The sequence below is a fragment of the Bacteroidales bacterium genome, assembly GCA_014860575.1.
Lineage (GTDB): Bacteria > Bacteroidota > Bacteroidia > Bacteroidales > JAAYJT01 > JAAYJT01.
This window is the reverse complement of record JACZJK010000035.1, coordinates 55,150-78,211: the sequence shown is the minus strand read 5'-3', so window position 1 is coordinate 78,211 and position 23,062 is coordinate 55,150. Positions and strand designations below refer to the sequence as shown.

General features: G+C 41.3%; 13 protein-coding genes. All 13 read right to left on the bottom strand.

The annotated features are described in order from the left end of the window. Positions 1–5: 5 nt before the first annotated feature. Positions 6–3,047, bottom strand: a complete 3,042-nt coding sequence (locus IH597_09640) for a TonB-dependent receptor (GenBank protein ID MBE0662719.1) — start codon at positions 3,045–3,047, stop codon at positions 6–8. Positions 3,048–3,358: 311 nt separating this feature from the next. Next, on the bottom strand, positions 3,359–6,235 hold the full coding sequence (locus IH597_09635) for a hypothetical protein (GenBank protein MBE0662718.1): 2,877 nt from the start codon (positions 6,233–6,235) through the stop codon (positions 3,359–3,361). Between the two features lie 163 nt (positions 6,236–6,398). After that, the gene (locus IH597_09630; GenBank protein MBE0662717.1) at positions 6,399–7,031 is read right to left on the bottom strand and encodes a hypothetical protein; all 633 of its coding nucleotides are present in this window, start codon (positions 7,029–7,031) and stop codon (positions 6,399–6,401) included. 79 nt (positions 7,032–7,110) lie between these two features. Continuing rightward, entirely contained in the window at positions 7,111–8,703 is a 1,593-nt protein-coding gene (locus IH597_09625) for a serine/threonine protein kinase (protein MBE0662716.1), read from the bottom strand. A gap of 15 nt (positions 8,704–8,718) precedes the next feature. Further along, positions 8,719–9,234, bottom strand: a complete 516-nt coding sequence (locus IH597_09620; protein MBE0662715.1) for a zinc-ribbon domain-containing protein — start codon at positions 9,232–9,234, stop codon at positions 8,719–8,721. 13 nt (positions 9,235–9,247) lie between these two features. Next, the gene (locus tag IH597_09615) at positions 9,248–10,366 is read right to left on the bottom strand and encodes a hypothetical protein (protein MBE0662714.1); all 1,119 of its coding nucleotides are present in this window, start codon (positions 10,364–10,366) and stop codon (positions 9,248–9,250) included. 23 nt (positions 10,367–10,389) lie between these two features. Continuing rightward, complete coding sequence (locus tag IH597_09610; protein ID MBE0662713.1) at positions 10,390–11,028, bottom strand: FHA domain-containing protein; 639 nt, start codon at positions 11,026–11,028, stop codon at positions 10,390–10,392. Positions 11,029–11,088: 60 nt separating this feature from the next. Then, positions 11,089–11,844, bottom strand: a complete 756-nt coding sequence (locus IH597_09605; protein MBE0662712.1) for a serine/threonine-protein phosphatase — start codon at positions 11,842–11,844, stop codon at positions 11,089–11,091. Positions 11,845–11,881: 37 nt separating this feature from the next. Beyond that, positions 11,882–12,649: a caspase family protein gene (locus IH597_09600; protein ID MBE0662711.1), complete on the bottom strand. Its 768-nt coding sequence runs from the start codon at positions 12,647–12,649 to the stop codon at positions 11,882–11,884. 368 nt (positions 12,650–13,017) lie between these two features. After that, a complete protein-coding gene (locus IH597_09595) occupies positions 13,018–14,745 on the bottom strand; it encodes a T9SS type A sorting domain-containing protein (GenBank protein MBE0662710.1) in 1,728 nt (575 codons plus the stop codon). A 196-nt stretch (positions 14,746–14,941) separates the two neighbouring features. Next, entirely contained in the window at positions 14,942–15,133 is a 192-nt protein-coding gene (locus IH597_09590) for a cold shock domain-containing protein (protein ID MBE0662709.1), read from the bottom strand. A gap of 475 nt (positions 15,134–15,608) precedes the next feature. Continuing rightward, on the bottom strand, positions 15,609–17,960 hold the full coding sequence (locus IH597_09585; protein ID MBE0662708.1) for a BamA/TamA family outer membrane protein: 2,352 nt from the start codon (positions 17,958–17,960) through the stop codon (positions 15,609–15,611). A gap of 38 nt (positions 17,961–17,998) precedes the next feature. Further along, entirely contained in the window at positions 17,999–22,972 is a 4,974-nt protein-coding gene (locus IH597_09580; GenBank protein ID MBE0662707.1) for a translocation/assembly module TamB domain-containing protein, read from the bottom strand. Positions 22,973–23,062 lie beyond the last annotated feature (90 nt).

Here is a 23,062-nt window from a genome sequence, read left to right as displayed (position 1 = left end):
GGGGTTTAAAATGTAACATTAATACCAACAGAATACACGGCAGAAATCGGGTAAACTCCAGTGTCAATCCCGTTCGACAACACATCGTGACCACCTATTTCAGGTGTATATCCGGTGTATTTAGACTGTGTATAAATATTAGTGCCTTTTACATAAATTCTGACCTGCTGCATTGCGACCCTGTTGGTCAGGGATTCAGGCAATGTATATCCAAGCTGGATATTTCGCAGGCGAACAAAGGAGCCATCCTGTATAAAGCGATCAGAAGGCGTGTAATTGTAACCGCCAAATGAAGGCTGTGGTTCAGTTGTACTTGTACCCGGTCCAGTCCAGCGGTCCCAGACGGTTTTCTCAAAGTTATAAGGGTCGGGTCGCACTACATCTTTGCCATTGAATATCTCATTCCCGCTTTGTCCATGAATATCAACTGAGAAGTCAATGGTTTTGTATTGGATTTCGAAATTGAAGCCATAGATATATTTCGGAATTGGTGATCCAATATAAGTCCTGTCCAAACCATTGATTTGGCCATCGTTGTTTACATCCACAAAACGAAGATCACCTACTCCGGCAAGCGACATGTGCGGGTAAGCATTCAGCTCGGCCTGGTCCTGAAAAATTCCATCGGTCTGATACCCATAGAATGCTCCGATTGGCAGGCCAACACGGCTTAAAGTAACTTGCTGTCCATTAGCCAGCCCGCCGCCAATTAAAACAGAATCTACTCCGCTTGCACCTCCAATTGAGAGTACTTCATTATGAATGCTGGTTCCCAGAACACCAACACTATAAGTGAAGTCGCCCACTTTTTCACGCCAGCGTATATTCATCTCAACACCACGGTTCAATGCCGACGCAGCATTGTAACGCACCTTTACACCCTGCCCATTGCCCACATGGCCGGGATTTGAGAGTAAGATCAGAATGTCGTCAGTTATACGGTGGTAGTAGTCAAATTCACCGGTTAAACGGTTGTTGAGCATACCAACTTCCAATCCAATATCGGTTTGGGTTGTAGTTTCCCATACCAGATCGGGGTTGCCGCTGCTAAAGTAGCTGGCAGCAGGATAAGCGGCATCGGGATCGGACAAAATAACTAAAAGGCCGGATTCAACCCTGGCATACCGATCGAAATATTGTATCTTTTCGTTACCGATCTTTCCCCAGCTTGCCCGTAGTTTCAGGTTTGAAATGAGGCCAAATGATTGCATGAATTGCTCATTTGATATATTCCAGCCCAAGGCAAAAGAAGGAAAGTTTGAATAACGGTTTTCCTGGCTGAACTTGGAAGAACCATCACGGCGAAATGTTACGGTACCAATGAACCGGTTATCATAACTATAATTAGCCCGGAAAAGGTAAGAGATCATTGAGTAATTCTGGTTTAGATCAACATTATTAGAGATGCTTTGCAGCATATTGATATTGTTAGCTTCATCCATGATGTATTGAGGTGCGATGTACCAGAAATCAGGGTTATCACGAATTAAGTTCTGCCCTGAGAGCCCATAAGATTCTGAGCGGGTCTTCTGCATTGTATAACCGGCAACTGCATTGATGTTATGCTTGCTGATACGCTTATCGTATGAAACCGTGTTCTCCCACAACCAACTACTATTTTCACCGGTCCCTTTGAAGAGATCGCTGAATTCATTGAACTGTTGGGAGGCAGTCCCGTCAGGATTATATACCGTATATGCCGGTGTAAAGCTTTTTGATTTACTAAATGTAGCGTCAATGCCAAAACTTGATTTTAGTGTGATCCCATCAATCGGGTTTGCTTCAGCATAAAGATTGCCAACACCGCGAACCCCACTGTTGTAATTATTAGAATACTCAAGATCGGCCAATGGGTTCCCGACATTGTACACAACCCCAAAACTTCCGTCGCTGTAATAAGGCTCAAGTAAAGGCTGGGCCCGGTAAACTGCATAAGTTGCATTGGGGGCATTGCGTTGATCATAAGGAGCTACAGTAATGTTGTTCCCCAACCTGAAATATTTCGACAGGTTGTAGGTATTATTGAGTTTAAGCGTAATGCGCTGGTAGTTCGATTTTGGAATAATGCCATCCTGTTGAAACAATCCAATTCCAAAATAATACTGAGAGATGTTCGTAGCTCCCGTTATAGAAAGCTGATGGTTCTGAACCGGCGCTGTTTGAAAAATCAGATCCTGCCAATCAGTATTGGGAACCATATCCACATTATTGTACGAACCTGGCCTGATTTCATTGCTTATGATTGCAAACTCCCGGCCGCTGAGCAGTTCAATTTTTTTTGCAAGTCTTTGAATTCCATACTCACTGGAGAAACTGAAAGAAGGTTTTTCCTGATCAACAGAACCTTTCTTGGTTTGGATCAGAATAACACCATTTGCTCCCCGCGAACCATAAATGGCGGTTGCCGAGGCATCTTTAAGAACCTCCATTGATTCGATATCGCCGGAATTCAAAAAAGAAATATCATCGAGGATCATTCCATCCACCACAAAAATCGGGGCGGAATTGTTAAAAGTGCCCACACCCCTGATTCGAACCGCAGCGCCTGCTCCGGGCGCTCCGGAAGTAGTTGTTACCTGTACACCAGTTACTTTACCCTGAAGGGCTTTTTCCGGGTGAATCGCCGTTATTTTCCGGATGTCTTCCGCCTTCAATGAACTAACCGCACCCGTTAAATCGCTTTTGCGCAGCGTTCCATAACCGATCACAACAAATTCCTCGAGTTGGGTGCTACTGATTTCAAGTACCACATTTATATTCTGCTGGTTGCCAACAACTACTTCCTGATCAATGTAGCCAATGAATGAAAAAACCAGTACCTGCTCGCCAGGCATAACTTCGAGCTGAAATGAACCGTTGATATCCGTTGATGTTCCAATGGAAGTTCCTTTAACAATTACATTTACGCCCGGCAAAGTTTCTCCGGTATCAGAAGCTGTAACGGTTCCGCTCACAATACGCTGGCTGAACGACTGCATCCCTAATAAAAGGATGAACACTAATACTGTGCATCGGGAGAAGAATTTAAGTATGTATTTATTCTGCATAATTTAGTTGTTTTAAATGACTTTGGCTTGTTAAAAACAATAAACATTACAATTTTTTTCAGATTTTCAGCAATTTAGCAAAGTTACACTTAATTAAAGTTAAAGTCAAGAAATGGCAATCATCTAGTATACATCATTGGAAAACGAACAGTAAAATACACCTCATCATTACCACATCAATACTCAAATAATGCCTATAACATGCACGTTGTTAAATTTCTAATGTGGAAATGACAATAGGATAAATAGAACTACTTAGAGGAAAAAATTCGAATCTGAGTTGACTTTCGGCAGATGAGAGGATTCGAAGATCAGTAAGCAAGTATAAATTCTATAAGATTTTGTTCTGATGCCAGATGAAGGCGTTTACGTAAACGGTATCGCCGCTCCTCAACCCCTCTTACTGAGATATTAAGCAATGGGGCAATTTCCTTTGATGATAAATTCAGGCGCAGGTAAGCACAAAGCCTGAGATCGCTTGGGGTAAGGCCAGGGTAATCAGATTTGAGTCGCTGGAAGAAATTCTCATGAGCCTGGTCGAAAAGTTTTTCAAACACTTCCCATTCCTGGTCGCTCTTAAAACTGTTTTCAATCAATCGGTTAATACGCATGAAATATTTCCTGGGAAGTCTTTGCCCGAGTTCTTCCCTTTGCCGGTTTAACTCTTCCTGCAAATTGCCCAGCAATTCGTTCTTTCTTAACAACGCCATCGTACTGTTGGCAAGTTGCGAATTCTTCAACATTATTTCAGATTGCAGCTTTTCGTTACTTAATCGTATGACCTCACTTTCGGCCTGTTCTTTTTGAAGCAGAATTTTCTCTTGTTCCTTGCGAAGTATCTCCTCCTGGTTTTTCCAGTTTCTCCGCAGGTAATTGAGCCTTATTAACCAAACAAGGCCAACAAAAAACAGCACATAAAACGCAAATGAAAAATACGAGAGGTACCAGGGTGGCCTTATCTTTATTGAAACCTGTGCATTTTGTGTGATCACTCCCTGGTTTGTAAGTGTTCGTAACATGAATGTATAAGACCCGGGAGGCAGGCGGTTGTAAGTGATTTCCGATGTAGTGATCCAATCGCTCCAATCTATATCAAAACTATGTAGTTTATACTGGAAGTACTTCTTTTTGCCAACTGGGCCGGGCGCTGAAAAGATAAACTGCAGGTTATTATGACTATGTTTAAACTGCTTTTTCGAGTCGGTGTCAGGTTTGTACCGTATCTTATTTTCTGAGGTTTTCCAGAAAACGACCTCGCTGATCAGCGGTGGTGCGTTTAAGTCAGGTAGCCGGTTCAAACGCTGAAGGTTCAGAATAGAAAAACCATTCTCAAGGCAAATAAGTTGCAGGCTGTCATTGAGCGCTACGATGTTTTCATAATCCTCCACCATGCTCAGGCTGTACATCTGCGGAAGCAAGCGATACAACAGTTCGGCCTTACCAAACCGGATCTCGAAAAAACCGACTTCGTTTTCTTTTATGAACCAGTATTTACCTGGCCCTGCCGAAAGGATTGTATGCGATGCTTCAAATCCTTCAAGCTGCATTGCAAGTTCATGGTATGGAACCATTTTGTTTTGAATGGCATCCCATTGCAGCAAGGCTTGGCCGGTTGGTACAATAATTCTGTTGTCAACTTTGTAAATATGGTTCCAATTATCATGGATGCCATGTTCGATGCCTGGTTTGAGTACAAGCATAGCTGTATCTAATCCAGCGTTCGGCTGAACCAAATACAAGCCTGCTATGGTATGCCCCAGCCAAATGTTTCCGGTATGATCCATTTCAAGAAAGCGCGCCGGAGCTCCAAATCCAGCCATAGTATGGCTTTGCATCCAGGTTACATTTTGTTTACTATAAACCACTAGGTCGCTATATGTACTCTGAATCATGAATTGCTCATCATGCAATGTGGCATGCTTTAGATTGTAACCTCCGCTGACGTTGCTCACAGGAGTCAGCTCATTGTCCTTTATCAGGTATGTGCCATCATTTAGCCCACAGTAGAGAGCCCCATCAATTATATTGATGAACCAAACCTGTCCCTGTGATCCGTTGAGAAACTTTTTGTTATATAGCAACCCATCAGCATACATACTGAAATAATAAATTCCCTGGTTGGTTCCAACGTAAAGTGTGTTCTTAAAAAGACAAGCAGCATAAACGGTTCCAAAACTTTCCGCTGATTCGATGTAAGTTACAAGGGGGGTATTGAATGCAATATAATCAAAGCCTTTATCAAGCCCTACCCAAAGATTGTTGTCAGCGTCTCCATGAACTGCCAGCACAGTATTATTTTGAAGTGATGTTGCTGTGTTGATATGATAAACGAGTTCGCCATCGAGGCTGAGAATAAAAACGCCATTCAAGATTGTTCCAAAAATCAGCCGGTCGCCAATCCTGATCCCGTTGTTGATCTTAAAGGCTTTAAGTTGCTCTGAAACCGGAATCTCCCACTCCTGAAAATCCAGGCCGTCAAAAAGTATGAGCCCACGGGAACTTGTTCCTATTATAAACCTGCCGTTCTCCAATGGCAATATCGCCTTAATTTCCGTTTCGCTGAATATCTGGCTTCCTTCAATAAAAATTAGCTGTTTGTCTATGATTTCGTAAAGTCCACCATCAATTTGCTGGGCAAAAAGTCTTTCGTTGCATTTGATCAAGAACATCATGGAACCCGGAATTGTTATGGAGCTGACACGATGGTTTTCGTAACAAAGCAATTTCCCAAAACTCTGGAAATAGATTTGGTCTCCCACATTTACAATTTTCCAAATCTCATCATTCAGCAACGAATCACCAGTAAGCAACGGAACTAACGAATAGTAATGCAACTGACCGTTCTCATCATTTTCCCAATAACCAAATTCCTCGAAAGAACCAGTATAAATCCTGTTATTGATGGATGCTACCGAGCGGATAATAGTTTTGCCTGGAAGTTCGTTCAGGGAAATATGCGAACCTGAAAGACTGAGCAAGCCTTTATGATTGGCAATAAAAACGTTGCCGTTGGCATCAAGGTCAATATCCCAATTCTGATTGGCAGCGCCATAATCAGATTTTTTATAATTGGTTATGTGATAAGGGCTTTGAGAATAAAAAAGGCTGTGAATTACCAGAAAAGGAATAAGCAACCCAAGGTTGAGAGTGTTTATCCTTAAACTATGTGCCCTTTTCCTGGTCAGCATCGGTTTGAACCAAATCGGTGATTTAAGCAGGTTCAAAGATACAAACAGATTTAATGTGAGGGAATGTGCATTTTTTAAACAGAAAAATTATGCCTTCACCGTAAAGTGACAAACTGCTGGCAAAAGTAATTTTAGCGGTTTGCAAAACTGGTAAAAAACAAAATCAGATATGATGCTTTAAAATGCTTTTCAGGTTAGCTATAAATAATTTGTGGTCAACAACGTTAAGCTGTTCATCAGGGAGGTAAATGAGCGCTAATTTATCATTTTTAGAATGAATATATACCTTGCAGTATTGGCGGGTTGTACCTTTCATTTTGGTAAAGATACGCTTAACTGAAAAATCAGTAAAGTCCCTGAATTCAATAACTATTTCGGGTCTTAGAATTCTTCCTACCGGATCATTGCTTTTTAACAACATTAGTTTTTGATGACTGTCAACAATAATAATGTAGGTAGTATTGGCATACTTATAGTAAAAAAGCATTACACCCAGTAAAACAAACATTACAATCAGATTGGTTGAATCAAAGCTCTGTTCAATGATTGAACGAACCGGTACATAGAAGATAAATACTGCCCAGAGCAATACAATAAAATAATCCGGTTTGCAGATAATTTCAAATTGCTGGGCATCACCTGCAATCTTAAAACGCGAATTTTTGATTTCAGATAACTTGACTAGTTCTTCGAAATTTATCTTAGGGTCGTTAGAAACTATTGGATTTGCTGCCGCTGTTTCTGCTTCAGCAAGCCTTTGAGCATTATCAAGCATATCTCTGATTTGCTTAAACATTTTTGCGGTCTCCTTTTCTCCAAATCCTGATTGTTAGTAAAAAACGGTAATATCTTGGCAAGCTTTGAATTTTAAGCAACTAAGTGCCAGATCTGTTAAAATAGATATCCATATCTCCGGTATGACTAAAACAATTATGATCTTGAGTTCGCCAGTACCTTCTTGAACCTGATGCCCAGAATACAGTAGTACCGTTCCATGTGCAGGAAGCATTAGACTCCGATTTATTATTGGATGTGATTGTTCCAGTGAATTCAAACTTTCGTAAGGAAAGGACTTTAATGGTTCCTTCAATCTTAACAGAATTGCCTTGGTGCTCATGCCTGCCGTTCAAATTGAACACCCCGTTCGCTTCCTGTATTGTAACCTTCCCAAACTGCTCATCACTACCGATAAAATAGCAACTGAAAAGGTGATCACCCAGGTAAATATCCCTTATTCTATTTACTGAATCATTAATTATGGATTGTATGCTATCCTGAACCCCTAGGCTATCGGCTATTCTTCGGTTTCGTATTTCATCCCTGACCTTATTCAAACTGTCAGCAACACGAATGCTATCCTGGCGCGCCAAATCAGCAGTGTGTGATTCAAAAGGCCCAACGGTTCGCCAAAGAATAATTATTAGCGCCAACAAGCCCAGCAATACAGCCAGGACAAAAATTGTCTTATTTGTTTTCTGAGGCTTATTGATCGTGTTGTTGCCTTCTACCTTAACCGGATCTTTCTTCTGCGCCACATGCTTTCCCTTAACTTCATTCTTGCCCTGTTTACTACTATAGGTATCCGACCCATCATCAATCATAGTTTTATCATCATCAATAGCAGGAAGTGTGATTTGTTTATCCAGAGCAGAGTTTGGTGTCTGTGTGGCTTCAATCAGCGCAAGCTTAAAATCCCTGCATGTTTGATACCTTAAAGTGCGATCCTTATGGGTGGCTGTTTTCAGGATTTCGTCAATCTCCGGGAAACGGCCCAGCAATGGCAATGGTTCGTGGACGATGCGGGTATAAATCTGGAAACTCGATGTGGTTGTCACATCATAAGGCGGTTTGCCATTCAGCATGTAATAAAGCGTAACAGCAAGGGAATAAATATCGCTGCGATGATCAATGTTTTTATCGGTATTTACCTGTTCAGGACTCATGTAAACGGGAGTTCCCATCTGGGTTCCGGTTACGGTCATGTCATCAGCACCGCCAACGATCTTTGCGATCCCAAAGTCAAGGATCTTTGCGGTACCCGAAGATTTTATAAAAATATTTGAAGGTTTAACGTCACGATGAACAATCCCTTTCTGATGTGCATACTCAAACGCATCCAATGCCTGCAGGAAGATGGGAATAGCTTCTGTCAGCGGCATGGGGCCATGCTTTTTAATGATTACATTCAGGTCTTCCCCTTCAAGGAATTCCATTACAATGGCTAGCAAATCGGGGCGTTCTTCATAATCAATCACCCGTGTAATATTAGCGTGGTTTAAGCCGGCCATGAAACGTGCCTCGTTTTCGAACCGTTGGCGGATATTCGCGTTGGCAGTGAGTATGGGGTTCAGCACTTTGATTGCTACTTTCGATTGCAATTTCTCGTGCAATGCCTCATACACCGAAGCCATGCCGCCTTCGCCAATCAAACGGGTAATTCTGTAATGATGTATTTTTTCTCCTATCATGGAATGATGGTCTCGTTAGTCATTTTTGAAAAGAAATTCCGTGCGCCCGACCCTGATCTTATCACCGTGGTTCAGAAAAAGTTTGTCATAGCGGGTTAACCTGAGATCGTTGAGGAAAGTGCCGTTGGTGCTGGGTTCACCACTTGATGATAAACTTCCGTCGTCGGTAAGGATGCATTGCATTTCACCATATTTCTCTATAACCTCTATAACGCAATGTTTACGGCTGATGTAGCGATCGTTTGGAAATGAAATATCAGCCTCACGGCCAATGATATTAATACCCTTTTCCAGATTGTATTCCGTGCCATCGTTTGCATGCCAGAGTATCGGGCGCTGATGGATGGTTTGTCCGCCACTGATCACGGTTTTCTCATCCTGAACAGTTGATTTTCTTAATGCCGCTGGAATTGTGAACACAAGAACCTGCTGGCATGCAGGGCATTTTACCATGGCCTTTTCCTTGTCCTTTGGCAGCTTATCGTCGGCAATAACATTAACCTTCTGGCACTTGGAGCATTTGAGTTGCATAAGTCAGAATAAATTACGACCACTCATTGATTTCATCAAAGTTATCTTCGAGGCTTGACAAATCATCATCCATGCTGTCAAGCATTTCATCGGATACATCTTCCGGCATATCCACTGAAACCTCACCCGAGTATTCTATTTCAGCTGGGCCAAATGATGTATCCTCCATAGCTTCCGCATTAAGGACACTGATTTCGCTTTCATCAATAAGCTGATCCCTGTTTGCATCAACACCAAGCATATCGGCAACCTGATCGGAGTCAACATCGGCCAGCAGCATATCGTCAATTCCATCAGCGTTCGTATCAACTGACATCATTGAACCATCCGATGGGGTTTCAGGAATTACAAGGTCAGCAGGATCATGAATAATAATAAATTCATCCTCTGTAATCTGGCCATCCTGGTTAATATCGGTGTAGATGACATCTGCGCTTCCATCAAGGTTCAGATCAACAAAAACCGCATCTACATTCCCATCCATGTCCAGGTCTGCAGCCAGCGCCTGAGGGTCAAGGTCAGAACCAGAATCTGTATCTGCACTCTCAAACCCGCCTTCATCATGTATTGACTCAGCAGCATTCTCATTGAAATCAACTTGTGGCAAACCATGATAGTCTGTTGTTGGATAATCAACAACAGGTTGGTTGTTGTCATCCAGTTCTTCTGCATAGAAAGTGTTGTAGTACTGCCCTTGCCAGGCAAAAACTCCACCAGCTCCAAGTTCTTCGCGGGCGGCTGAAAATGCTTCGGAAAAAGACATGTTGTCGCTTACAGTTCCTGAACCGGCCATTGGAGCAGTACCTGGGTTCCACGGTTGCGCCTGGGTTTCGGTTTGCTGTGCATTATCTTCACTAAGTGATGTCTCAACCTCAAAAACACCATCATTGTTTTCATCAGTTAACGTAGAATCAGCAACCCCATCGCCATCACTATCAAGTAATATTTCAGTAATTTCCTGACTCTGTGAAAAATCGCCTAACACTGCTCCTGCAGCCATTGCGCCACCTGCCATGAAGAGTGACTTCTTCCTGCTGATGGTTTTTCCTGTTTTTGGATCTAACAGTCTTTCATTTGGTTCAGGGTTCACAAACGAAAGATCTTTGCCGGCATTGGTTTTTTCTGTGCTCATAATATTTGATTTTAGCTTGTTGTTCACTTTAATATTATTGGTTTTCGCTTCCATTTTGTTTTGCAGGCGTGGCAAAAGCCCCTTTTCTCCATATTCTCAAACGGTTCGGCACCTAAGAACTTAAAGCAACCGGGGCAGATATAATTTCTTTTAAATGTTTCTTCCAGTTCCATTAACTGCTCCTGGACATTACCTGTAACTCCCGTTGATAAGATGCCGAGTGCAACACCAACCACAGGAATAAACGACAGTCCTGCCCGGAGGCCGGTACTTTTTAGCGTATTGCTTTTCATAATCCTGCGCTTTTCTTTCTGGTATTGATCATAAATCATCTTCAGGTTCGCAAAATCATGAAAGATATGTTCCTGTTTGATAAGATCTTCATAAGCTACGCCTTTTTTCAGCGTAACGTGATCGAAAGATGATAAAATGAATTTGGGTTCAACAGCATAAGAAGCAAGGCACAACGTATGGGTTTCTGTCAGGGCCGCCCGCATTATTCTCTTGCCATTTAAGAATGTGCCGTTACTGCTTCCCAAATCCTCAACAATAAATTCATTAGCGGAAAGCTTTTTGATGCAGCAATGATTGCTGCTCACCTTTTCGTCTTTTACAACCAAATGGTTTTCCTTTCCGCGTCCAATATGCAGTGTGTCATTCATTTGCAAAAGATCATCAGGTATTTATTCATGAATAAACCTATTTAAGCAACGCTTTTATTGTCAATGAATTTCTTTCACCTTCAACAGGTAAGCTGAGTAATTATCGCGTGAATTGGCTTCGCAAAGTTGCTCTATCAAACCTATCTTTGTTTCATTGTCATTGTCCGAACCCAGTATATCGCATAACTGTGATTCACTAATCCCTTCGGTGATGCCATCGGTGCAAAGCAGGAAATAGTCGCCGGGAACCACATAATAGATAAAATTCACTTCCGGGCTAACCTTAGCAACTTTCTTTCCCTGAATCGCCCTGGTAATAACATTTGATTTTGGATGTTTGATGGCATCTGCTTTCGATATCAATCCTTGCTTTACCCATTGATTTACCAGCGAATGGTCAAGGGTTTGCCAGATAATTTTACCATTCCTGAAGTGATAAAATCTGCTATCGCCAACATGGGCAACAGCAATGCCGTTATGATGAAGTACAGCCATAACTACAGTGGTTCCCATTCCTTTTGCGCTGGCGTTGTTGCTGGTATATTCATCAAAAACCGACTGCAGCTTGTTGAAGGCATCAAGAAACGTTGTTTCAGAGATCATTTCTGAAATATGGTTCGAAAAATAATTGCCAAGGGTTTCGCAGGCTAGTTTGCTTGCTACTTCACCTTTTGCGTGTCCACCCATCCCATCGCATACAATAAAAAAACCATCATTTTCAGAGGCTAAACCCGGGTAAGGAAATATGCAATCTTCCATATTGTCGCGCTTGCCCTTGCCGAAAATAAACTGTGGTTTGAATAAGTCAATTTTCATTGTTTTCTGTCAAATGATGGGTGCTTTAACACGATTTCTACTTCAGGATACCAATAGGCATATACCGGGATGCATTTCCTTCAATTACAGGAGTTTGCTTGTTAGCAGTGAAATTGAGTACATTGCCTTTTACGTATGGAAAAAGTTCTTTGAGGGAAATGATGTTGTCATTATTTCTATCTGCGCTGCCTTTTAACCCCTTCAAAAGGTAATAGGTAAAAGCGCCTTGTCTGATCATTGGATTCTCCTGAGACGTTTCAGTTGGTTTTGATGACATTATGATAACCACATTGGTTTCGGATCCGCTTGCTGCATTGGAAGAAGATGAAGGGCTTCCCTGGTAAATGCTGCCGGAGTAGCAGGCATCAGCAAGGCAGATCTTATAGCTGGCAGGATACTTTTTGAAGATTGCTTTAACTTCACTGTGCAATAACAAAGAACTGTATTGATCGGTGACATCAGACGGGCAAAAAGCTCCTTCCGATCCATGACCGGAAAAATAAAAAATGAGCATATCGTTTGCCGAAGCTCTTGAGAAAACCTCATTCATGGTTTTGAGGATATTGTTCTTAGTGGCTGCTTCATCAACAAGCACAGCGATATGTTCATCAGGAAGGGCGCCGCCTTCAGGACTTTTCAGATAAGCATAAAAGCGGTAGGCATCATCATCGGAATAGCGTAAATCCATGTTTGCATGCTGATAATCAGCACAGCCAACCACAACGGCAAACTTTTTAAAGTCCTGGGCTGATAGATGGCTAATCCATACCAAAAATAACAGGCTGAAAGCAATTAGTCTTTTCATTCATTGACCTCCAATATATTAAAACAAACCGATAAAACCGCGATACACCATTTTCAGTTGGCTTTGGTTAATCAATCCTGCCACTTCGGAACTTGAAAGAGGGAAGTACTGAATAAGAAAAACCGCTTCGAACAAAGATTTTCCCTTTGGGCAAGGTTCGTCAAAGGTAAAATGAAATCCAAAATACCAATGCAGATACAAAAAAAAATCTTGCCGCTACGTTAAAGGATTTGAGGAACAACAAAGTACTAGTAATGAATCCACTAAAAAGGATTATTGATGTGGAATTCTGGTTCATGGGAGCGCCTAATTAAACAAGGTTAATGCAACTGGTTCATTAAGTCAATGAAAGACCTAGTTTTTTCGGCTTAATAAGATTTTAACACTTTGATAGCAGCCGCTGCCGAAACTGTAGAGAATCTGATAAAATAAACTCCACTGCTAACCTGATGCCCTTGCTTATCCTGTCCATCCCAATCTAATGTGGTCCAACCTTCATTCATTTTCTGATCCGACAACAACCTGACTTGTTTCCCCAAAACATCCATAACTTCAACAGTCACATGCGTGGACTTCTCTGAGAAAATCCGAAAAGCAGTATTGTCATAGAATGGATTAGGACCAGCCATTTCGAGTTGTAATTCTGTGGGTTTGCCATCAAGTGCCTCTGATCCGCTGATTTCGTCGGTTCTTAAAACCAGGGTACTTGGAGTGTAGATTCCTGGTTCCCTGAATCGTCCTACAGTATAAACCTGCCCCGAAGGGTGTATTGTAAGGTCCCATACATAATTGTCGTACCCTTGTGAAAAATGCTCCGGAATTGGATGCAGATGCCAGTTTTCTCCGTCGAAACTTTGTATCAAAGCTCTCCGAAGGTGCAAATTATCATACATATAGCTTGTGCGTCCGACACTGAAAATACGCCCATCAGGAGCTTGCTCCACTCTCCAAAGCTGATTTGTATAATTTGGAAAAGTAACTGTGTCCTGATCAATTGGTTTGAACGATTCATACAAATGGATGACCGGATCATAGCGATAGGCTAATGTGCTAAAGTTGGATCCGCCAAACGGTGCTTCATGACCCACCATAAAAAGTTTTCCGTCAGCCAGCAAAGTTGTGCCGGTAAGGTCGTACCAAAAACCAGGTGTTTTAGGCGGTGGATTTGGAAGCACCGTTTCCACTCCTTCGCCAACCTCCATTATCAGCGGCCAGGGCAGGTAATCGCAATCTCCCGCGGCAGAACCAACTGAAAAGAAGTTGCCATTTGGTATTGGCACTATGGATCGTAAAAGACCTTTTGTAGTTGTTGGCAGAACCGTATAAGTATGCGCATCAATATTATAATCTACTGCCAATGTTGTAAATTGAAAACAATTTCCTCCCGGATCACTTATTCCACGCGTTCCAACAATCATTATCCTATTGGGATCATCAGGGTAAAATGTGAAGTCCCTTACGAAATGAAATTGTGCACCAGGATCATTGAAACTATGCAGTTGCCAAAAATCAATTTCTTTAAAATAACGCAATACCATTCCATAGGGATGGGCCATTGAAGGATTGATATAATAATCGCCGACAGCAACAAAATCACCATTGCTGCCCGGAATAAATTTAACAGCTTCCAGATCATGCCAGGTCCAGCCGAAATCAGGAGCTTCAATTACAGTCCAGGGATCATCTGCCTGGTCTTTAATCATAACAAGAGGAAAACCGGGAGAACCACCAATCTGGAATTCCCGCCACCATCCCACGGCCACCATCCGCCCATCCGCATCAACATCTATATCTTTGAGTTCGTTTTGATCAAATGGAGCCGGGCTTGGTTCGTGAATAAAAGGTTCCTGCCCACTCAGAATCCAGGTTTGTGTTACTAGCAGGCAAAATAAAGCAAGTTGCACAACCCGCTGAGTGATGCTGATGCTTGATTTCTTATTCGCTCTTGCTTTGGAAACAAAGCTCCACAAGGGCGTGACATGAACAAATACAATGGTTTCAACTTCATTAATATAATGTAGGTTGAGACCGTTCATGCTAAAGTAATTATGCCTGAACGGGTATTCTGATTTATCAAGCCAGTCAAAAGCCATCATTTCCCGGAATTTATACCAAAAAGCCTTTAAGAGTGCGGGACTCAAAATCAGCAATACTTATCTTAATTCACCGCCTGTCAATGAGATAAACAAACTTAAACGGGTTTTGATTGAAGCAGCTTGAGATGGAGTACGGGCATAAAAAAAGCCCCGCATAACGCGGGGCTCTTCCAATAAATGTCTTATATAAACTTGATTAAACGAGTTTCACATTTACGGCGTTGAGTCCCTTTTTTCCTTCTTGAAGGGTAAAAGTTACTTCATCATTTTCCCTGACATCGTCTACCAGGCCTGATACATGTACAAAGTATTCTTTGTCATTCGATTCGTCTTTAATAAACCCAAAACCTTTGGAGTCATTAAAAAATTTTACTATTCCTTTATTCATAATGTAATTTAATTATGCGGCAAAGGTACACCTATTTTTGTTCATAACAATTTTTATTAATTTAATATGTATATCTCCAATCTTGCCATTATTAGGAGCAATGAAATCAATGATAAATAAAAACAATCTGATCGTCCTGAAAGGACAACTTATATCAACCTAGCTGCAACGCCCTGGGGAAATAGAAATACGAATGTTTGTTCGCCCTGAAAGGGCAGATTAATAAATACTGATAAAACCGCAAAAAATGGTTAATTCAGGTTAAGTTGCCCTTTCAGGGCGTTTATTTGAGAGTTTGATTGCAATTCTCGTGGCGATGCCAACGGATTAAATAAATTTGGGCTTTCAGCCCGTTCTTAATATTACAGGAGCTAAAGAAAACTGCACACTGCCGAGAATACGGACAATCATTAATTTAATATGATCATATTTAGGCAGTTTTTGCAGGCTGCCTGCAAGTTTTGATAAATATATGTCAAAAGGGATAACCAATGGCTACATTCAAGATCAGGTTATCTCGTCTCCATTCGGGGTCGCTGAAATTTATCTGATCAATAACCCATCTGTTCCCATCCTCCAGCCAGGGCTTGCGTAACGGCATAGCCAGATCGAAGCGTAAAAGGAAAAAGGAAAGATCTATTCTGATTCCAATGCCTGTTCCAGCGGCAAGTTCACTTAAAAACTTATCTCCTGCAAACGCACTTCCGGGAGTTTCAGGATTTGATTTATTCAACCATATATTACCTGCATCAACAAATAGAGCGCCCTTAAAAAAGCGATAGATGTTGAAGCGGTACTCTGCATTCGCTTCAAGTTTTATTTCACCCCCCAGCTGCAGGAATCCGATGCTAATGCTATCCTGGTTAAAAGTGCCGGGTCCCACTGAATTTATATGGAAAGCACGTATACTGTTTGATCCTCCACTAAAAAACTGCTTTGCATAAGGCAATACAGCGGAATTTCCGTAAGGTTTGGCAACACCCGTAAAAAGCCTTACAGCAATCTTGTTCTTATCCCTGAAACTGTAAAAAACACGGCTATCCAGGCTAAATTTTGCATATTGGGAATAAACTGAACCTAGAACGCTGGAAGAATTTTCCGGAGATGGAGTTTCGCCGGATATTATATTGCCCAGGGAAAACAAATTGCCTGCAGATTCAACAGATGCACGTAAATAGGTTTGAAGGCTTTTATGCGGCAAAACCTGGTCATCGTAAACAAAAGTATAATTTGCAGCAGCAATAAATTGTTCCTCATAACTTCTTTTCAGAAATGGATTAGATTCGAGTAATTCTGAAAATTCGGCTGACTGGTTCCTGATAGAGGTGTTGCTCAGCGTGAAGGGATTCAGTTCATGTTCCTTCAAATTGCTTTCTCTCCATCGGTAACCGAAACCAAACTGAATGGTCTGCATATCGAAATACTTAACTCTCCTTAAATAATTATAAGACAGGTTCACAATTGTTTTTGGAATATAAATACTATTCTCGGTTCTGATTTTAAACGGAGTTATAAAACGTGGAAAAGTCAGCTCCAGGTTTGGGTTCAGGGAAAAAGAATAGAGATTCTCATCTCCGCCAAATTGTGCCTCGTACGAACCGGCCATGGCCACATACAACAATTCGGCTCCTTTAAAGATGTTCCTGTTTAACAGGCTCACATTCATTCGTGGCCCGGTAAAATCATTCGATTTTGTTACAATGTCCATTTCTGCCCTGAACGAGCGTTTTGTCATGGAAGTCATTAAAATGTCCACGTCGAGGTAGCCTAAGGCACTGGTATCGCTGTCAAAAAGCTTAACTTGAACAAATTTGAAATTGCCCATTGACATCAAGCGGTTAAGTGTGATGTTGTGTTTACGTCTTGAATAAATTTCACCTTTTCTCAGAAACACTGAGTTTAAAATTGCTTCGGGCTTAATGTTCATTCCTGATCCTCTGATGCGGAATACGTTGTTCCGGTGTCTTACTGTATCTTTCGTTCTTTCTACAACTTCTTCACTTAATGAATAATCCTGGTCAATAAATACATTTTTGATGCAGTAAACAGTAATGGCACTTTCAGGGATGCCTCCTTTTAATATGAGTGTTAGCGAAACAGATCGGTCTTCGGCAGCGGTATCTGCTAAAAAAAGCAAATAATCGGGGCTGAAATAGAAATAGCCCCTGTGTTTTAAGAAGAGATCAATCCGCTCTCTTTCGGTTTTAAGTATATCCAGGTTGTAATCCTCGCCTGGCTCAACCAGTGAGCTTTCTTTAACTGACTCAATCAGGCGGCTCAAACTGTCAATAAAAATGGAGTATTTCACTTCGCTGATTGTATATGGCGTGTGAATATCGCTTGTATAAACTACTTTGGCGGTGCGCTTTTTTTCTATAGTTTCATAATCGGTATAGCTTTCGAAAATACCGATATTGTATAGACGTGCATCAATAATAGCCTTAGTAACATCCGGTTTAACCTGGCTCATTAATACCGGTGGGCTTCCTTTCTTTTTGATCCACTTGCCCAGTCTTGATTCAGGATTTTCGCCTGCTACCTGATACAACCACAGTCTGGGTCGAATGCCAAGAAAACTTCGGTTCGGTTCTGGCCGCACTCCCCCTTCGGCAACGTTAGTGATGTTCTTTTTCTTTTTTCTCCCGATTTTTTCGTTATGTTCCAGTTCAATATCCGCACCCGTGTATAATTTTTCACCTTCGGGTAAATTTCTGAGGCCGCTGCATGCTGAAAGCAACATCAGCATCAGCACCATTATGTGTAAGGAGAATCCATTCTTTATGGGTCTGACGATGGTCAAGAGTTTTATTTTTTGAAGGATTGCCATTCCTTTTCAGAGTTATGATTAGTTATGATAGTGTTGTATTAGTCATCCCGGGAATCCTCTTCGGTCTTTGGACTTCTGAAAAAATTCTTCCATTTATTGAAATCACGTTCATACACAAAACCTACACCGGTTTCAACCAGTTGGCCTTCAAGGGCTCCTTCATATTGATTTTGTCTGAACCCTTTGAGTTTGTAACGACCATCATCCGTCAATCTGTACTCTACCTCAACATCGCTTGCGATATCGCTGGCCGCATTCTGTTTGGCTTGTTCACCTTCCACATCAATTGCACCGCCCACCTTCACTGTTACCCGCTCATCAAAAAGTTGTTTCCTCACACCCAGTTCCACTTCTGTTCTGCCCACAGCTTCGCCGGTTTGATAATCATCATAAGATTGAATATTAAAATCTAATTCTACTCCCGGAATAGCCTTTTCGGTTAGCTTATTTAATTGTGCTGACAAAAATCCACCTACTGTTGACCGTACCATAGCAGAGGTGCCACCTGATTCGGTCTGGAATGGGTTTTCCTGGATAAAGCGGCCCATTACCAATAAAGCAAATACCTGTTTATTTAAGGCGGATTCATCTTCATTGAGTAAAGTTAATTTTTGATCAACTGCGCCGCCCAGGATGCCTTTTTCCTCAGGCGGTAGCTGAATTTCAAAACTAATTTGTGGTTTTAATATTTCACCTCGTAATTTCAGCAATACCCAGAAGGGGTACTGTTGCTTATAGCTTCCCCTTTCAACATCGCTTAATCCTGATATCTGAGAAGCTACAAGATCGTAAGGTGCGGCTCTTACAGTATATCTGGCATTGAGGGAAATTCCAGCATTCATCGGATCTCCGGTCCATATTATTGTGCTGCCTTCTAAAATATCAAATTGCCGCTTTATTACACTTTGAAGTGATACGAGATAGCTACCTTCGTGCAGGTTATATGCTCCGGTAAGGCTCATCTTTCCACTTCTGTCAATTCCAAAACTTAATGCCGCCTCCCCTTTTACCACCAATGAATCGGCTGAACTGGGATCCATCAATAATCTCAGCGTTGCATTTTCATCAACTTCGATGATGGCGGATAGGTCAATACCTTCAACTACAACGCTTGTTTCTGTTTCCTCTTCATCCCTGTATATTATTGGGTTCAGATTTTCCGGTGCGAGAAATTCCACGACATCTTCTCCCCTATCAGTAGTGAGCTGATCTTCAGGAATTGCAAAGGTGAAGTTGGAGCCTTCCATCACTTTTATATTAGCATTAATAACCGGAAGTTCCATAGGGCCTTCCACATCAATTTTGCTATCAATGATCATGGTTCCGAAAAACGATTCATTATCCGCTGCTGATGTATTGAATAGCAGAAAGTCGTTTGCATCAACCTTTAAAGCAAAAACATAGTCAGCAAAATTTGTCATTTTTACAGAACCATCAATAACTGCAGGCTGTCCGTCAGCATCCAGGATCGTAAAAGAACTAAAATAAATCCCGTCGGCTTGCAGACGGATAGTTTCATCCCTGATTTCAAGCCTGTTATTCAGTAAGGCCGGGTTCATGAAAACATCATTGAAAACCAGCTCGCCAGTAATTTCAGGGGCATCGGTTTTTCCCTGAATAGTAAAATTGCCCGACAATGTACCCTCAGCTTCACTTATTTGTCCCATAGCAAAAGCTTCAACAGTCTTCATTGATAGTGATTCAATTAGAAGCTCGATATTCAGGGCGTCCTCTTCGCTTTCAGGAATAAAATATCCTTCCGCTGTAAGATTATTGTCAACACCCGTTAAATTCAACTCAATATCAAATCTACCGGCCTCCGGGTTGTCGGCTTTCAAATCTATTTTGCCCACAGGAACTTCACGGACAACCAGATCGCTTATTTCAACATCGGCGATTACACCATAAGTACCGGCCAATTGTTTCAGCAAAATCTCAGCATCCACAACTCCTTTTACAAAAGTTGTGTCTTTTTCAATGATCCTTGAAATATCATCCAACAGGAAATTCTTTATTCCAATGCTGATATCATCATTGAACTGCTGATTTACAGAGGTGAGATTAATCTCGCTCGTATTGTTGTTCATAAAGAGGTTGTGGATAAGTACCCCTTCATCCCCAAATTCAACGTAGTTATCGGCAGCAATGTTCCATTGCTTATACATCAGATAGAAATCATCGGGATCGAGTGCGAGCCGGTAATTATCATTTTGCCTGGTGAGCTGTGAGTGAATTGCAAATTTTTTGCTTTGATCCTCATCAGTGGAAGTTACACCCGCGAAAATCACATTATCAGCAAGTTTGCCTTCAAGCAGCAGGTTGTCCAGGCTGAATTGTTCATTTGATACAGAGCTGCCGGATAATGAATAATTCAATTCCGCTTGGCTTGAGTTCACATCCAGCACAAGGTCTTTGATTTCAATCTGGCCATACACTAAAGTTTTTAGTGTGGCATTGATTTCAAGGTTGTTTGATTCACTATCAAAGCTTCCTGTGATGATTCCCGGCTCAAAAGCATTTAACTCAGGAAGGAAAACCTCCGAAAGAATAGGATGATTGTGGATTTGAATTTCAAAATCAAAATTAACAGGCTCGCTTGCCGTGGTTTCCTGGATGCTGTCAGAAAATTGAAAGTAATTGTTTATAAACCCGCTAAGTTCCGCTGAAAGAGCTATCGGAGAAATAGTTCCTGAATATTTCATATCAATAAGGGCGCTGCTAAAATCCAATGTGCTCACGTCCGATTCATTAACCGAAGCAAATAATAATGAATCGAGTTTATACACATCATTGTCCCTGGCAATAATGATGTTTGCAATCGCAAAGGTACCATTCAACTTCTCAAGCCTTCCGTCTTGCAGATCAGAATCCACAACCATTGCTATTCGTATATCATCTTCCGTGAAATTTAGTTTCTGAAGATCGGCCCCTTGCAGGTCGAAGCGGAATGCATACTTTTCCTGATCTAGATCTAAATTTACAAGTCCGTCAAATTCAAACACTGCATACTCATCGTTCAAATTGACTTTACCTTCAAATCCTTGTCCGTTGATGGTTCCATCTACGATAAGGTTTTGATAATTGTAGCCGTTCAGGAAAAGCTGCGAGGCTTCGGCATTGATCTTTGCGTTAATGGTTGCCAGATCCAGGCCTTGACCGCTGGTTTCAGCAGTTAAGGTCACCGGACCAAACATGACTGTGTCCATGAGTACACTGCCAACATCAAAACTGTTGATATTCAGAGTGGCGTTAAAAGTTTCATAATTATCAATTGTTGCATAAAGTTCTGCAGAACCGAAGCTGCTGTTCATTTCCACTGTTGATTCAAAAGATTTCATCCGGCCTTTAAAAGCAATTTGAACATCCAGGTTCTCGGGAATGCCGATGGAATCTGGGATGTATGATCCCGCAAGCATTTGAATATCTCTCTTTTTGGTAACAATGCTCAGATCAGGAAAATCAAAATAGGCGGTTTCAGCATCAGGCAGGCCATTGATGTTAAAATCGGTTCGAAGTACTGTAGCGAACCCAGTTTCAACTAAGATGTTTTCACCTTTGAGCTGGCTTACCGGACCAGATACGGTTCCCGAAATACTTGTAACATTCCTTGCATTGCTGAAAAATGGCTGCGCAGACAGGTCGGGGCTGAAATAGAGAATATCAGCATTGCTTATGCTCACATTTCTCATATCAAGGTTGATGACAAGGTTCTGAAGAGAATCACTTAGTGATTCCATTGAGGAAAACTGCAGGTTCACATCAGCATCAATAGAAGAATTTTGGGTCGAAATTTTAAGATTATCGGCGGTGATGGACTGCTGATCCATCCTAAAATCAGTCTCAAACCCGCTTATCGTAAAACCATCTTTATTGATTGCAGTAAATTCATTGACTGCCACTTCAGTTTTTACAGGCGAAAACTGGAAATCCTTAGCCTTGAGCGTAAGTTCTTTCAAATCAATATGATTGACGTCAAAAGCCTGGCTAATTTCAGGCTTATTTACAATATTGTATTTCAATGAATTGTCTTCAAGATCAATACGCTGGACAATTACTGCCCATTCATTGCTTTCAGGTTCAGGACTGTCTGTTGTTTCTGTGGTATCAGGTATCTCATTTTCTCTGGTGTTATAAGCAACACTGCTTTGTGATAAGCGTAGCCTATCAGTTGATACAGTTTGTTCCTCCAGGTTAATTGCTCCGTTGTCTAAAATAAATTTATGTATCTCAGCTACAACTGACTGATTGATTAGTGAATCTTCGTAGCTTATACGCGTATCGCTGATTTGAATCTCCTTTGCCGATATTTTAGGCAAATTCTCAGATGCTTCTTCGCTTGACTCTGAAGATTTCGTGATCAATACATCAGCTACAAGATGCTCAACGATCAGCTTGTCAATATCATAAATGGATGCATCCAAATCAATTTCATCCATTTTAACCTCCAGTTTAGCCACGGCCAGCGATACATTCATCCCGGCATAACTGTCATTAAAAAGAAAGCGGATTTTTCTGAGATCAACCTTATCAATGCTAAACGACCATGCTGCCTTCTCCTCATTTTCCACCTTTTCAACCGCTTGATTGGTGGTGTCGCTAAATGCATTGATAAGGAAATTAAAATTGAACAGCGAATCAGTTTCCGAACGTGCCAGGTTCAGTACAGCCTCATCAAGCATGAAAGAATTGACCTGGATTTTGTTCTTTAAAAGACCCAGGAGCGCTATATTGATCCTGACTTCTCCGGCGTAAACGAGCGTATCAGCTTTAATATCTTCAAGATAAAGGTCTTTGATCAAAATAGACTTAGGGAAAGAGATGCGTAAATTTCCAATCTCAACCTTTGTATTAGTTTTGCTGCTTACAAAGGAAGCAGCCTCGTGAACAATTTTAGTCTGAATAGCCGGAATTTGTATAAGCACAATGACAAGTATGAGCAGCATCATAAAACCAGCTACTACCCATAAAATCACTTTTAAGACTTTTTTTAAAACATCAGCAGTTTTGTTCATTTATGAATCAATCATCAATAAACAGAAGTTATGTAAATGAATTAACATCTAGAGTTGCATAGTGTTTGATTTGCCGGCCTGAAAGTGATT

Bases quoted from the DNA above. Each gene is read 5' to 3' on its own strand.
- IH597_09630 (MBE0662717.1), bottom strand. From the start codon at position 7,031: ATGTTTAAGCAAATCAGAGATATGCTTGATAATGCTCAAAGGCTTGCT.
- IH597_09600 (MBE0662711.1), bottom strand. From the start codon at position 12,649: ATGAAAAGACTAATTGCTTTCAGCCTGTTATTTTTGGTATGGATTAGC.
- IH597_09620 (MBE0662715.1), bottom strand. From the start codon at position 9,234: ATGCAACTCAAATGCTCCAAGTGCCAGAAGGTTAATGTTATTGCCGAC.
- IH597_09640 (MBE0662719.1), bottom strand. From the start codon at position 3,047: ATGCAGAATAAATACATACTTAAATTCTTCTCCCGATGCACAGTATTA.
- IH597_09595 (MBE0662710.1), bottom strand. From the start codon at position 14,745: ATGATGGCTTTTGACTGGCTTGATAAATCAGAATACCCGTTCAGGCAT.
- IH597_09610 (MBE0662713.1), bottom strand. From the start codon at position 11,028: ATGAATGACACACTGCATATTGGACGCGGAAAGGAAAACCATTTGGTT.
- IH597_09605 (MBE0662712.1), bottom strand. From the start codon at position 11,844: ATGAAAATTGACTTATTCAAACCACAGTTTATTTTCGGCAAGGGCAAG.
- IH597_09580 (MBE0662707.1), bottom strand. From the start codon at position 22,972: ATGAACAAAACTGCTGATGTTTTAAAAAAAGTCTTAAAAGTGATTTTA.
- IH597_09625 (MBE0662716.1), bottom strand. From the start codon at position 8,703: ATGATAGGAGAAAAAATACATCATTACAGAATTACCCGTTTGATTGGC.
- IH597_09590 (MBE0662709.1), bottom strand. From the start codon at position 15,133: ATGAATAAAGGAATAGTAAAATTTTTTAATGACTCCAAAGGTTTTGGG.
- IH597_09585 (MBE0662708.1), bottom strand. From the start codon at position 17,960: ATGGCAATCCTTCAAAAAATAAAACTCTTGACCATCGTCAGACCCATA.
- IH597_09615 (MBE0662714.1), bottom strand. From the start codon at position 10,366: ATGAGCACAGAAAAAACCAATGCCGGCAAAGATCTTTCGTTTGTGAAC.
- IH597_09635 (MBE0662718.1), bottom strand. From the start codon at position 6,235: ATGCTGACCAGGAAAAGGGCACATAGTTTAAGGATAAACACTCTCAAC.